The organism is Chryseobacterium sp. MEBOG06 (genome assembly GCF_021869765.1).
Lineage (GTDB): Bacteria > Bacteroidota > Bacteroidia > Flavobacteriales > Weeksellaceae > Chryseobacterium.
In genome coordinates this window covers 3,954,917-3,968,016 of record NZ_CP084580.1, presented here as the reverse complement: position 1 = coordinate 3,968,016, position 13,100 = coordinate 3,954,917, and the positions used below count along the sequence as shown (strand labels likewise).

Annotated in this window: 13 protein-coding genes and 1 pseudogene; 1 reads left to right on the top strand and 13 read right to left on the bottom strand. The window is 34.3% G+C overall.

Annotated elements, in window-relative coordinates; genetic code table 11:
• Positions 1 to 264: 264 nt before the first annotated feature.
• From LF887_RS18145 to LF887_RS18135, 3 genes are all read right to left on the bottom strand, one after another.
• On the bottom strand, positions 265 to 648 hold the full coding sequence (locus LF887_RS18145) for a hypothetical protein (protein WP_236855658.1): 384 nt from the start codon (positions 646 to 648) through the stop codon (positions 265 to 267).
• A 2-nt stretch (positions 649 to 650) separates the two neighbouring features.
• A complete protein-coding gene (locus tag LF887_RS18140) occupies positions 651 to 1,598 on the bottom strand; it encodes an RHS repeat-associated core domain-containing protein (protein WP_262912557.1) in 948 nt (315 codons plus the stop codon).
• 129 nt (positions 1,599 to 1,727) lie between these two features.
• Positions 1,728 to 2,132: a hypothetical protein gene (locus tag LF887_RS18135; RefSeq protein ID WP_236855657.1), complete on the bottom strand. Its 405-nt coding sequence runs from the start codon at positions 2,130 to 2,132 to the stop codon at positions 1,728 to 1,730.
• A 196-nt stretch (positions 2,133 to 2,328) separates the two neighbouring features.
• On the opposite strand from LF887_RS18135, the gene LF887_RS18130 reads away from it, so the two are divergent.
• On the top strand, positions 2,329 to 2,520 hold the full coding sequence (locus tag LF887_RS18130; protein ID WP_236855656.1) for a hypothetical protein: 192 nt from the start codon (positions 2,329 to 2,331) through the stop codon (positions 2,518 to 2,520).
• Positions 2,521 to 2,865: 345 nt separating this feature from the next.
• Here LF887_RS18130 and LF887_RS24340 read toward each other — a convergent pair whose 3' ends face one another.
• From LF887_RS24340 to LF887_RS18080, 10 genes and pseudogenes are all read right to left on the bottom strand, one after another.
• A complete protein-coding gene (locus LF887_RS24340) occupies positions 2,866 to 3,762 on the bottom strand; it encodes an RHS repeat-associated core domain-containing protein (RefSeq protein WP_317207817.1) in 897 nt (298 codons plus the stop codon).
• Positions 3,763 to 3,957: 195 nt separating this feature from the next.
• Positions 3,958 to 4,512 (bottom strand): hypothetical protein, encoded by a 555-nt coding sequence (locus LF887_RS18120; RefSeq protein WP_236855655.1) that lies wholly within the window; start codon positions 4,510 to 4,512, stop codon positions 3,958 to 3,960.
• Between the two features lie 730 nt (positions 4,513 to 5,242).
• Positions 5,243 to 5,428: pseudogene (locus tag LF887_RS24470) on the bottom strand (RHS repeat-associated core domain-containing protein); the annotation flags it as partial.
• Between the two features lie 17 nt (positions 5,429 to 5,445).
• Positions 5,446 to 5,949, bottom strand: coding sequence for a hypothetical protein (locus LF887_RS18110; protein ID WP_236855653.1), 504 nt, complete (start codon positions 5,947 to 5,949; stop codon positions 5,446 to 5,448).
• Positions 5,946 to 6,779, bottom strand: a complete 834-nt coding sequence (locus tag LF887_RS18105; protein ID WP_236855652.1) for a JAB-like toxin 1 domain-containing protein — start codon at positions 6,777 to 6,779, stop codon at positions 5,946 to 5,948. The genes LF887_RS18110 and LF887_RS18105 overlap by 4 nt, the downstream gene beginning before the upstream one ends.
• Positions 6,706 to 7,437, bottom strand: a complete 732-nt coding sequence (locus LF887_RS18100) for a hypothetical protein (RefSeq protein ID WP_236855651.1) — start codon at positions 7,435 to 7,437, stop codon at positions 6,706 to 6,708. The genes LF887_RS18105 and LF887_RS18100 overlap by 74 nt, the downstream gene beginning before the upstream one ends.
• A gap of 560 nt (positions 7,438 to 7,997) precedes the next feature.
• Positions 7,998 to 8,354, bottom strand: coding sequence for a hypothetical protein (locus tag LF887_RS18095; protein WP_236855650.1), 357 nt, complete (start codon positions 8,352 to 8,354; stop codon positions 7,998 to 8,000).
• A gap of 11 nt (positions 8,355 to 8,365) precedes the next feature.
• Positions 8,366 to 10,807: an RHS repeat domain-containing protein gene (locus tag LF887_RS18090; protein ID WP_236855649.1), complete on the bottom strand. Its 2,442-nt coding sequence runs from the start codon at positions 10,805 to 10,807 to the stop codon at positions 8,366 to 8,368.
• 179 nt (positions 10,808 to 10,986) lie between these two features.
• Complete coding sequence (locus LF887_RS18085) at positions 10,987 to 11,370, bottom strand: hypothetical protein (protein WP_236855648.1); 384 nt, start codon at positions 11,368 to 11,370, stop codon at positions 10,987 to 10,989.
• A 3-nt stretch (positions 11,371 to 11,373) separates the two neighbouring features.
• Positions 11,374 to 12,951 carry an RHS repeat-associated core domain-containing protein gene (locus tag LF887_RS18080; protein WP_236855647.1) on the bottom strand — a complete coding sequence of 526 codons (1,578 nt, stop codon included), beginning with the start codon at positions 12,949 to 12,951 and terminating at the stop codon, positions 11,374 to 11,376.
• Positions 12,952 to 13,100: the final 149 nt, after the last annotated feature.

Here is a 13,100-nt window from a genome sequence, read left to right as displayed (position 1 = left end):
ATGGGGAGCTTTATTCTATATTAAGGTTCAATGTATTACATAATGCAATAGTAAGGGAGTTGAAGATTTCTTTTGTTATTCTTCTATTTTAATATTTTTAATTGGTCCGAAAAATAGGGAAGTCTTCAAAAACAGGGAAGTTTACCGATGCTTTTATTGGAAAGAAAAAATTAAAAGATGCACTCTCGAATGTGCTACAAGATGTAAAATAACAAAAGCCAACTCAATTGAGTTGGCTTTTGTTTGTTAAGCTTACACACCTAATCAGGCTTTTATTTTTATAATTTTTTTCCAAGGGACAATAGATAAAATAAAAATTACGCCTATTATTAGTAACCTTCTTTTATCTCTTGTTAATCCATCTGGCTTATAAAAATAATCAAATTGTTTATTGTAATTAAGCTTTATTTCTGTCCCTACAGGATATTTTTCACATTCGGCTATCGCCAATCTTATATAATATACTTTATTATTGTATTTAATATGGACTGATGACCCACCTCTTGATTTTTTACAACCTTGTTCAATAACCGTGTACGCTTTTAATGTTTTAATACTTTCTAAGTTAGAGTTTTGATAATAAAAAAATAAAGTATATAAAAACCCTAATACGGCACAAATTGTTAAAATATATTGATTTTTATACATAGTTATTCTCTTATTATTCCGCCTGTTACTTCTCCAACTGTAATGGTTGGTTTTTTAGTTTCTTCTGGAGTCTTTTTGAATAAGTCAATATTCTGTAAAGCTTCAGCTCCTCCTGCTTTATATGCATCATTTACGACTTTAACACCAGCATAAGCTTTTGTGTAACTTTCGTAAGCTTTTTTGTTTTCAGCATATTTCCTGTTATTTCTCGCTCTTGTACTTCGGCTTCTATTAGCATCATTCTGCATTCTATTTTTAAAACGGGTCATGTTCTCTGCACTAATATTCATCTTCTTAGCAAGTTTACTCTCTAGTTTATCTACGTATTTTAATGGTATAAATTTACCAATACCTGCCTCAAGCAATCCACCAGTAATTGATTTCCATACATCAAATTCTCCTTTTTCCGCATAATCTGTTACTGCATTTTCTACAGTACCTACTAAAACATCTACGCCAAAATCTATGGTTTTTACTAAGGCTTGTTTTCCTATACCACTTGTAGCGGCTTTGGTTAATGTACTTATTCCTCCTGTTGCAAAACCAAAAGCGCCAGAAATAGCTAATGACCAGTAACTAACATCGGTTAAAGAAGTATTAAAACTTTTACCTTCTAAAAAATAGTTAACACCAACCTGTGTTATATAATCAGAGAAAACACCTATTATAGCGCCTACAGGACCGGGCATTTCTCCGTCATTGTCCACAAATCCGATTGGGTCATTAACAACGTAAGCATAAGGTGTAATATCTGGAAAATATTCTGCGGCTGGGTCAATAACTCCCCACCTTCCAATATCCGGCATCATCATTCTGGCTCCAAAGTCATACATCCCGGTCTCTTGTAATTCCTTTCCGTTGTACTTGTAGCCTTTATATCCTCCTAAACTGGATTTAGTTCCGCCTATGTGGTTTGCTCCAAAAGCGTAGTAGTTATTCGTATCTGTAATTTCAATGTTGCCTTCACTATTTTTAGCATAACTTACTCTTGCATTTCCTAAATGATCTTTATATTGGTAAATATAGCGATTTTCTGTAAAGCTATAAAAACCTTCTGAAGTTGGTACAAAATCAAGCAGTCATATAGGGGGTATGATTCCGGGATCAAAAATATTCTTATCTCTGTAAGCTTCTGCTTCATAGGCAACACTGGTTTTGCACCATAAACAAGGACCTGAGGTTTCGATATAATTATATTGAAATCCATCCAGATAGTCTGTCATCTTTGTCGTTTTGTTTTGTCCTTTCCCGCCTCCGGAGGTGTAAGTCTTACGTACTTTTGTGCCATCTGCCCTATAAAGATAGCTCAGTCCGAAACTGGTAAGCCCTCCTAAAGGATTATTCTGATTGATGGAGAACAGGTCCGGCAGGTTCAGATGATTATAAGCAATATTCTGTATCCCTTTATCCTTCATCGTGGTCACACTCCCGTTCAGGTCATAATCTATGATATTATTACTTCCTTCATAACCGGTATCGTTCATGGCAGATTCTATCACCTGATTAAGGCGGTTTCCGGTGTATTTATATTCAAGGTTATCTGTTAGAGCTACTCCTGAAAAATCCAGCTTGGGCTTTATAAGAACAAGCTGCGTTGAAAAGTAATCTTATATTTAATTTAGGTACGAACAAAATATTCGTACCAGCGGGGAGCGTGAGGAAGCAAAACCATCTATTGAGATGGCCACACAGCTGGTAGAAGCCCTGGAAGTGTCTCTGGATTATCTTGTAGGGTCTACAAATGTTCTTTTGGAAAAAAATATCATCTCCAAAATCCTTGATATCCAAAAACTAAAAGAGAACGACAGACAACACGTCTTCGCTCTCCTGGATGCCTTTCTCAAGCAAACTAAACTGCAAAGCATTTTATAAACAACAAAGCCACTCAAACGAGTGGCTTTGTTGTTTTTATTATGGAGTATTCCATACTTCATTCCAAGTTATAAAAAAATTATATACAACATAAATAATGAAAGAGAATAAAATAATTAGAGGTATTACAGAATATAATAAATTAGTTCTGTCATTCTTATATTTGAAAATATTACTTATAAAAAAATAAAAAACGTAACTATTCCTGGTATAAAAATAATCCAGTTTAATATCAAATCAATAAGAGATCTTCCATCTCCAATATTTCTAATTAGATAGAAAAATAAAGAAAATACTAAAAATATCAGTATTAAATTTTTAGGGTATTGAATCTTTTTTAGCATGTTAATATTTTCTTCCTTTTTTTATTGCATTTTGATCCGCTCCAGAATCTAAGCTGCCTTTTCTCAACTCATTTGCTTGTGAACCTGTCGAAACTTCTATATCTGTTAATCCAATTTCTTTTGTCCAATTTCCCCACATAAAATTCCCTGCATCATAAAGATTGTAAACATCATTTGTCCCTTCAAATTTAAAAAATGCTTCATCTTCTACATAGTGTGTTCTAAAAACTCCTCCATCTTCTGTTAAACCATTCTTTCCTCCTTCAACTTGATTTGTTAAAAAACTATGTGTAAAATCAGCATCATTATGAGATTCAAAGGCAATCATTGCATTTGCTATTCCATAAGCCGCCGCTTTCATTTCATTACTTGGCAATGCTACAACTGCTCCTCTAGCCTTTTTTATTTCATCATTTAACCCTACACTATTTACAGCTTTATCTACTTGCCCTGAGCTTATAGCATAATAAACCCTATCTCCTTTTTTAAATTCAGAGTTTAAGAATTTCTTATCAACACCTTTTGGGTCATTGAATTTAAGTTCATTTCCTTTCATGTCAAAAAATCTATTGGGTTGATTATTTTGTTTTACATATTGAACTTTGCCTGAATTATTAACCGTAATATCATCTTTAGGGGCTCTACCATCTGGATCAATAAACCTTATAGGATTATTAAACGCATAATTGTAAGGGCTATGTCTTGTCATCTTCTCCGCCAACGGATCTACTACTCCCCATCTTCCAATATCCGGCATATACATCCTTGCTCCATAATCATACATTCCAGTCTCCTGCAGCTCCTTGCCGTTGTACTTGTAATTTAAATACCCACCTAAAAGACTTTTCCCCTGACCTATATGGTTTAAGCCAAAAGCATAATAATTGTTGGTGTTAATAATTTCAAGAGCACTTGCGCTGTCCTTGGTAAAGCTTATTCTCGCATTTCCAAGGTGGTCTTTATACTGATAAATATAACGGTGAGAGCTTTACTCCATAGCGAAACAAAACAAGGAACATCAACTCAAAGTCATAGACTTTGCATAGCGGATTCTTTATTATTGCTTATGTGATTACAAATCCGCAAGATCGGACTAATTCTTATTAAATTTCTTAATACATTGTTCAATAAATTGTGCCTGTGTAAAAATTACTTTTTTGTCATTTACATACATAAATAATGAATCATTTTTAACCGTATTGGATTTTTTATCATGAACCTTTAAAAGAAAGATTGCCTGATAATTACCCGTTTTATCTTTTTTTGGCTCCAGATATCTTACACTTTCTCCAATTTTTATTTCGTGTTTTATACTGTCCTCTACTTTTTTATATTTTAATTCATTTGATTCAAAATCCTTTATCGTTTTAACATTTTCAAGCTCTTTTGTTAACTGTTGTTGTTGTTTATTTAAACGTATCAATTTCTGATTAGAATATTGCAATAAGAGGTCAGCTTCCTGCCATTCTTTTAAAGTATCAAATTTTACAAGTTGAATGGATTCTAAAGTAGAACTGTCCTGTTTAAGCTCTTGTGTAATTTTTTTCTGAATAGATTGGGTAAATTCTTCTTTAAAACTTTCAGCCTTATCTTTTTTACAGGAAAAAATAATGAATAAAATTAGTATACAAATTATTTTAGCTTTCATATTATCTTGATTTCATTATTCTTTTTAATACAGAGTCTTTTTGATTATTACGTTTTGTTTCATCAGCGTTAACTCTACTACTCACTGAGTCCCTTTGACTTCTGGATAGACCACTTAGATGAATATCCTGAGTTTTAACGCCGACACCGGTTATTCCGCCTCCAGATCCTCTATAAATATTAAGACTAACTGCTTGAAGGCCATTATAGCTAAACGTATCCGGCTCTTTTGTAAAAGCAGACTTATTAAGATCTATCGCTGCCTCTGAATCAAGACCAAATTGGACAAGACCTTCTTGAAAACCTGTACTGCCACCACTAAGTTTTGTATTTCTGCCATAAAACATAAATATCTGTTGAAACATATCGTTAGCTTCAATATTATCTCCCGGCCTAAGTTTATTCAATGTTTCTTTATCAGGATCATTTATTCCTCCTGAAAAACTGTAAAATGTCTCCTGTGTTGTTCCAATTAAGTCTCTAAACCAATTTGATAAGCCTAAGAGTCCAGTTGAACCATTGCTTTCATTTGTTGGTAGATAAGAAGCTTCACCGTTAAATCCTAAATATGTTTTCCCTGTATCTCCTCCTTCTTTTCCCTGTATAGGAGAGTTTTCAATTACGCTACCATCATCTTTATATTCAGTAAAGCCTCTTTTGGTATAATTATCAGCGGTAAGATCTTTTTGCCAACTCCAAACACCGTCTTTCAACCCCCAACCTAAACCTTCTCTACCATCCGGATCGATAAACATTATAGGATTATTAAATGCATAATTATATGAACTAAATCTTCGTGATTTCTCCGCCAATGGATCTACCACACCCCATCTTCCTAAATCCGCCATATACATCCTCGCTCCATAATCATACATACCTGTTTCCTGCAATTCGTTCCCATTGTACTTGTACTGATAAACTTAGGTATTATAGCTTACCAACCGTCATTATATTCCTCTTTAATCTTAGTACATTTTTTAAAAATTATTCTTTTCTGTGGATTATTATATGGAGCAGGTGGTAAAATTTTAAACTTTTCGTTCCTAGTCTTATTTTCAATATTTATCACACAATTATTCTCAATATTTTTAAAAAAGAAATAAAGTGTATAATTATTATAGACAGAAAATCCTTTCAAGTTCTCTATCTCCTTAGGCGTATCACTAGCCAAGAGAATATCCATATGATTCTCATTTTGATCTTTTAAATAAATAAGAATTGATTTTTTAGATTTTTTATCATGTCCGTTCTTTTCTAGCTTTTTTATAAAATCATTCAGTTCTCTTTCTAAAGGTTCTTTAATTGTAATAAGATTTAGTTTTACTCCAGAGTTTGTTTGAGATATTTCGTTCTTATTTGTTAGAATTTCTTTTTTTTGCGACGATGAATCACAAGCCAGATAAATAAATGAAAGAAAAATTAAGATATAGGATTTCATAGTTTTTTGATTTTTTTCATTACTTGATCATTATATTGAACAGTTGATTTTACCTTTGTACCATAAATATTAAAATATTGAGGTAATCCCGCACCATTACTTTCTTTTAAATATTTATAGTATTGTCTATCTCCAGTATAATCATTTGGAGTGCCATCTGAGTTGTAACCTGACGGTTTAAATTCTTTTAAATCTGTCGCATTGGGATGAGAATGCCAGTTATCCAATATTTTTAAATCTTTTCCTTTCCCATAGAATGAATAATTAAACCAAGCTTGAGCAGTATCTACATTGGATTCGTGATTTGTGGATATTATAGAAGCTTTTCCTTCCTTAAATTGATATTCATTTAAACCAAACTCTACATTGGTGTTTCTAGCCATAAATTTAAATATCGTTTGAGCGTCTTTTTTATTTGATTCAATCAAGAATGTGGCTGTCCCACCATACATCTTATTTTCTCCTTCAACTTTTTTATCAATAAGATCCTTATTAACAACTAAAGCTTCTGATGAGTCAGAATTGTAAATTGTGTGAGTTCCTTTTGTTTCGTCACTATTTGTTTTTCTGATCAAGTCAAGGGAGCCATCTTTATTAAGTCTAAAATCATCTTTAGGTGCCATACCATCAGGATCAATAAACCTTATTGGATTATTGAACGCATAATTGTAAGGGCTATGACGACGCATTTGTTCCGCCAATGAATCCACAACTCCCCATCTTCCGATATCCGGCATATAAAATCTTGCCCCATAATCATACATTCCCTGTTTCCTGAAGTTCCTTGCCGTTATACTTGTAGTTGTAATAACTTCCAGATCCTCCAACATGGTTTAATCCAAACGGATAATAATTATTGGTATCTGTTATTTCAAGAGTGCCTGCGCTGTCTTTGGCAAAGCTTACTCTTGCATTTCCAAGGTGATCTTTATACTGATAAATATAGCGGTTTTCTATGAAACTGTAAAATCCTTCTGCAGTGGGGACAAAATCAAGCAGCCATATAGGGGATATGATTCCGGGATCAAAAATGTTCTTATCTCTGTAAGCTTCTGCTTCATAGGCAACACTGGTTTTGCACCATAAACAAGGACCTGAGGTTTCGATATAATTATATTGAAATCCATCCAGATAGTCTGTCATCTTTGTCGTTTTGTTTTGTCCTTTCCCGCCTCCGGAGGTGTAAGTCTTACGTACTTTTGTGCCATCTGCCCTATAAAGATAGCTCAGTCCGAAACTGGTAAGCCCTCCTAAAGGATTATTCTGATTGATGGAGAACAGGTCCGGCAGGTTCAGATGATTATAAGCAATATTCTGTATCCCTTTATCCTTCATGGTGGTCATACTTCCGTTCAGGTCATAATCTATGATATTATTACCTCCTTCATAACCGGTATCATTCATGGCATTTTCTATCACTTGGGTCAGGCGGTTGCCATTATAGATATAATCAAGATTATCTACCAAAGTAGCAGTGTTTCCTGGCATAGCTGCCGCTGTACGTTTGAGATTACTGATGTTTCCATTCAGGTCATAGGTCAGGTATTCGTCAAAATTACCGCTGACTCAGGTGGTGGGTTTGAAGACTTTTTTGCTAAAAATGCTGCTGCTTTGTAAAACCATAAACCCTCGCAAAAGCGAGGGTTTATGGTTATCAGTGTAAAGTCAGAAGACTTTGCCAGCGGGATACAATAAAAAAAGAAGGCATAGCACACTCAATTACAAAACAATCGAAGAATTTAATAATTAAAAAAACATTTACAAAAATGTAGCTTAACTTATACTGGAGTTTTTATTTGCATATCCACGATGCCTATTCAAAATTGGGGTATTGTCCTAAACCAATTTATTCTTATTTTTGAAAAAAGGCTCAGATTATAAAATCTAAGCCCTAACTTTTTAACTTACACACTTCGTGGGATAGTGTCCTTTTCCATCATGATTTTTTATTCATTACCACAAATATAAAAAATTCAGCCCTTTTATTCTAGCCCTAAACACTATCCCAAAGATTTATTTCTATTGTTCTGTTTTTTATCAGTGCAAAGTCAAAGATCTTGCATAGCAGAATCTCTATTCATATCTTCAATTATAACTTTTGTGAAGTCTACGATTTCTTTCCATTTTGGATCATCAAGAATAATATTATCATCATAATTTTCCTCATAAGAAGAAGGCTCTTGATACTCCTCTAACATTTCTTTTAATTTAAAAAGATTTTGCTTTAAATTATGATCGTCTATATCTTCTATTTCATAATCAAAATCAAAATCACCCAATAAAGTATTAAACAATTCCGAATAAGAAGATACTAACCCAGTAGTATTATCAATATTCAACCACAATTTCCTTTGCAGATTTATATCTGACAATTCCACTAATCTTTCTTTAAATTCTTTATACATAATATTATTTATTAATCAAAAGGCGGCATTTTAGTTTGATCAAATTCTGTTTTTGGAATATGGGATTCTGGTGTTCTTCCTCCATTTGTTGGTTGCCCATTTTTATCATAAAGTACTCCATCCTTTTGATATTTTATATAATCCTTTTGTTGTAAAGGGTTGGGACTATCTTCGTTCCCTTTCATTTCACGAACATTATTACGTGGATTATTTGGATCTTTATGCTGTACACCAGGACTTTTAGTCTGTTTCGTTTCCCAACCCTCAGGTTTTGTAAATTCGTTGCTATTTTCCGGTTTGACTTGTTCAGTAATACTTTCAGGTTTTACCTGTTCTACAGTTTTATCCATAGTGCTGGTAGTTTCAGGCTTGTTATTACCCGTAAGAGAGTCCCAACCTTTGCTGATAGCATTTCCAATTCTTTCTAAAAATCCCATTTGAGGTGGTGGGGTCGCTCTCCCAGTTAATGTAATTCCTTCAATCTGGGTTTCCCGTATCATCGTTTCCGCAATAGGAGTAGTTGGTCTTACCGCAGAATTAGACATCATCAGAAATTCGAAAGGAACTAACTCAAGACCTTCAAACTCTCTTCCCATTCCTAATTTATTTTCTTGGAAAGCGTATGTAGAATTATATGGAAATTTTTCACTTAATGGGTCTACTGAGGTAAATCGTCCAACATCTGGCATGTAATTTCTCCACTTAAACGAGTACATACCCGTTTCCTGCAATTCTTGCCCCTGATACTTATAATTCTTATAAGTCCCCTGTCCAAAGAATGAATTTCCTGTTTTTAAATGGTTCATCCCAAAAGGATAATAATCATTAGCATCAGTGATTTCCAGAGCGCCTGCGCTGTTTCTTCCGAAACTTATCCTTGTATTTCCTAAATGATCTTTATACTGGTAAATATACTGATCTTTTCCGTAATCATAAAATCCTTCACCTGTTGGGAAAAACTGTAAGTCGGGAGTCTTAATGGCAGGAGGAGGAACTCTTCTCTGCTCTACGGAGAACGCTTCTATTTCCATGGCTTTTCTCATAGGAGATACTGCAAAAGCCGCTTCTGCTTCTTCAACAGGAGTTCCACCACCGCCAGGTGACGTGCTACTCTGCGTGGTCGTATGGCTGTATTGAAATCCGTCTAAATAATCCGCATCTGTTGTACTGGTGACAGTTCCATTGATGCCATTTTCAATTTCAATAGTTCTTTTGTATACTTTCACTCCATCTGCACGATAGAGATGATTAATATTAAAATCATAACCACGTGTTATGTTGTTTGGTAAATTCAGATAATTATAATTGATTCCCAGAATCTGCTTGTCCAGCATATCCTTCATATTACCATTCAGGTCATATGTGATTGTATTTCCTCCGCCTTCATATCCTGTTGCATTATTAGTACTGTCATTAATTGAATTTAGCCGATTTCCAGAATATGAATAGGAAAGATTATCAATGACTGTAGCCGTATTAGTCCCTGTATTAAATACCGAAGTTCTGTAAAGGCCCATTATATTTCCATTCAGATCATATTGTAAAGATTCTGTATGTTCTTTACTGTTGGGATTCATTGGATTCTGATAATATCCTGCCAGAAGACGGTTTAGACCATCATAGGCATAGCCGTATCTTTTAGGGGTTAGAGAAGGGTTGGCTCCCAGGGATTCTACGGCCCTCCAATCTACTTCTGCAATATTACCGTTGTATCTTGGTTGTACATTTTTTCCTGAAAATTGTGCTGGGTCAGGATTTTCAATTCCCTCTCTTTGGTTGTACTTAATTTTATAAGAAAAAAGCTTTCCTCCCAAATCTGTAAGACTCATCTGATTTTTATTAATATCAGTCATCCATCCTCTGATATTGTAGGCATAATCAATACTTTGAAGATTGTTTCCTACCTCCTTGTTTACGAGCTGAGAGAGTTCATTATAGCTGTTTTTTGCCAATAATTCTTCAGGTTTGCTATCCACCTGATGATAATGCTCTTTTAGCCTGTTTCCATTATCGTATACAAAACGTTCTTTTACAGTGATTCCTGGTTCACCTGTTTTTCGTAAATGAGTGGTAATGGTTTGTTGTGGAAGACCTGCAAAATCAAGCTTGGATTCTGTTTTGGTATATCCTCCAAGATGATTGATAGAGTATGAGCCAATCACTCTTCCTTTCTGGTCATAATAGGTGTAAGTTTTTGTCCAGCTGTCATCTTCAATATTCTTGACCAGGCTCATCACAGGCAGTCCTGTGGTATTTCTACCGTTTGGGGTGAGAATATTTGTTAAAATCATCATCTCAGGAGTATTGGCCGGAAATGCAGGATTGAAGCTGTATGCCAGATAACTATCGTAATAGTTTAAAAACAGTAAAGTGACCCATGTAGAGGATTTAGGATAGATAAGATCGGAGTTAAAAACTTTGCGCAGCCGGGTGGAACTCGACAGCGATACCAAAGCTCACATATTTGCTACTATTGATGCGTTTACTAAAGCTTCTAAACTTAAAAATATTGCAGCGCTTTAGTTCTTTTCCTAGTACAAAACAGAACATCATATAACACAAAAAACCTCGCAAAATGCGAGGTTTTTTTATCTACTCAAAGTTATAAACTTTGCGCAGCGGGATTCTTTTATTAATTATGAGTTTTCTCATTATATTCTTTTTCAGTAACTAAAGTATCTTGTAAAATTTTTAGTCCATTCATTTCTTTTTTATATTCATATATAATATTAGATGATGGCTTATAACATTTCAAATATAGTGTGTCCTCTCCTCTAAAATAAATATCAATAACAGAACCAAAATTTCCATGAAAAATAATATCTTCTTTTTTATTTTTCTCTATAGCAACATAGTTTGTAACATCTGATATTGTACTTATTTGAAAAAAAGTCGCTTTAAAGTTTCCATTATCAATGCTCTTAACAATGATCCTATTTTTCTTTTCCTGTTCTGCTATATTTTCTTTCTTGCAACTATATAAGCAAGTTAAAATCACAAAAAATAATATTCTCATTTACTAATATTTTATATCTGTTCTGTATGGGAATCTTCCATAATAGCCATGAAAAATATATGACCCTGAAAATGTATGCTCTCCATAGAATGGCCAGCCTGAATTATATCCTGTAGCTCCTTTATTTTGGGATTGGTTGTAAGCTCCTACTTTTGGCATTACTTGATGATAAAAAAAGTCTTGATGGAAAGGCGATTTATCTGCTGCTACATTCATGTTAGCCCCAAATATTTCATTGCCTAATCCTCTAATGGTAGTTAGTTTTCCATCAAGCATTACTACATTTTCCGGACTAAAACCTGCAACACTTGCTTTAATATCAAATTTTTTTCCATTTCCTGAATTATCTCTTAAATATGAAAGAGTATCATACCAACCCATCCCTTTTGTCTGCTGTTTAAACAAATTGATATAGATATTTTTAATTTCGTTACCATCTAAATTTTTATATGCTTTTCCATTAATTTTCATATTGTATTCTGGATTTAGACTAAAGGTAGCATTTATATGTCCTTCAAATCCACCAGTAATATTGTTCGCCTGCATAAATTCAGTAGGTAGGTGTGTTTCAGCAATTTTTTGACTTGAGTTTATGTCATAATTCCCTTTTTCATCAGTAATATAAATTCCTGTATTTCCATCATTTTTAGCATTTAAAACAGTGTAAGTTCCATCTTTATTATCCTTTACTCCAGTACTTGCTACTCCTCGTCCATCAGGGTCGATAAGATTAATTGGATTATTCATTGCGTAGTTATAAGGTGGCCACCTCCTATATTTCTCTGCTAAAGGATCCACCACACTCCATCTTCCCAAATCCGCCATATACATCCTCGCTCCATAATCATACATTCCCGTCTCCTGCAGCTCCTTGCCGTTGTACTTATAATTCATATAACCTCCTAACAAGCCTTTCACTCCTCCAATATGATTCATTCCAAATGCATAATAATTATTCGTATCCGTTATTTCAGGAGCGCCTGCGCTGTCTTTGGCAAAGCTTACTCTTGCATTTCCAAGGTGGTCTTTATACTGATAAATATAGCGGTTTTCTATGAAACTGTAAAATCCTTCTGCGGTAGGTACAAAATCCAGAGTCCATTGGGGAGTAGAAGGAATTACAGGATCAATTATTTTTCTGTAGGCCTGTTCTTCATAGGCTGTTTCTGTTCTGCACACTAAACATACATTGCCATCACCTCTATAGCTATACTGGAAACCATCGAGATAATCAGTAAGATGATCTATAGGCAGCCCCATATGAAATGACTGTATATATGTTTTGCGGAGTTTCACTCCATCTGCCCGGTAAAGATGGCTGATATCTGCCGTGTTTACTTTTCCTGCAAAATTAACATTCTGAATATTAATCTGGTAGGGAAGATTTAAATAGTTATACTGAATACTCTGAATTCCTTTATCCTTCATCGTGGTCATACTTCCATTCAGGTCATAATCTATGATATTATTACCGCCTTCATATCCGGTGTCGTTCATAGCATTTTCGATCACCTGGGTCAAACGGTTGCCATTATAGATATAATCAAGATTATCTACCAAAGTACCCGTATTTCCTGGCATAGCTGCCGCTGTACGCTTGAGATTACTGATGTTTCCATTCAGGTCATAGGTCAGGTATTCGTCAAAATTACCGCTGACTCCGGTGGTGGATTTAAAGACTTTTTGCTAAAAACGCTGCTGCTTTGTAAAACCATAAACCCTCGCAAAAG

Bases quoted from the DNA above. Each gene is read 5' to 3' on its own strand.
- LF887_RS18145 (WP_236855658.1), bottom strand. From the start codon at position 648: ATGTATAAAAATCAATATATTTTAACAATTTGTGCCGTATTAGGGTTT.
- LF887_RS18135 (WP_236855657.1), bottom strand. From the start codon at position 2,132: ATGAACGATACCGGTTATGAAGGAAGTAATAATATCATAGATTATGAC.
- LF887_RS18130 (WP_236855656.1), top strand. From the start codon at position 2,329: ATGGCCACACAGCTGGTAGAAGCCCTGGAAGTGTCTCTGGATTATCTT.
- LF887_RS18120 (WP_236855655.1), bottom strand. From the start codon at position 4,512: ATGAAAGCTAAAATAATTTGTATACTAATTTTATTCATTATTTTTTCC.
- LF887_RS18110 (WP_236855653.1), bottom strand. From the start codon at position 5,949: ATGAAATCCTATATCTTAATTTTTCTTTCATTTATTTATCTGGCTTGT.
- LF887_RS18105 (WP_236855652.1), bottom strand. From the start codon at position 6,779: ATGTTGGAGGATCTGGAAGTTATTACAACTACAAGTATAACGGCAAGG.
- LF887_RS18100 (WP_236855651.1), bottom strand. From the start codon at position 7,437: ATGCCAGGAAACACTGCTACTTTGGTAGATAATCTTGATTATATCTAT.
- LF887_RS18095 (WP_236855650.1), bottom strand. From the start codon at position 8,354: ATGTATAAAGAATTTAAAGAAAGATTAGTGGAATTGTCAGATATAAAT.
- LF887_RS18085 (WP_236855648.1), bottom strand. From the start codon at position 11,370: ATGAGAATATTATTTTTTGTGATTTTAACTTGCTTATATAGTTGCAAG.
- LF887_RS18080 (WP_236855647.1), bottom strand. From the start codon at position 12,951: ATGCCAGGAAATACGGGTACTTTGGTAGATAATCTTGATTATATCTAT.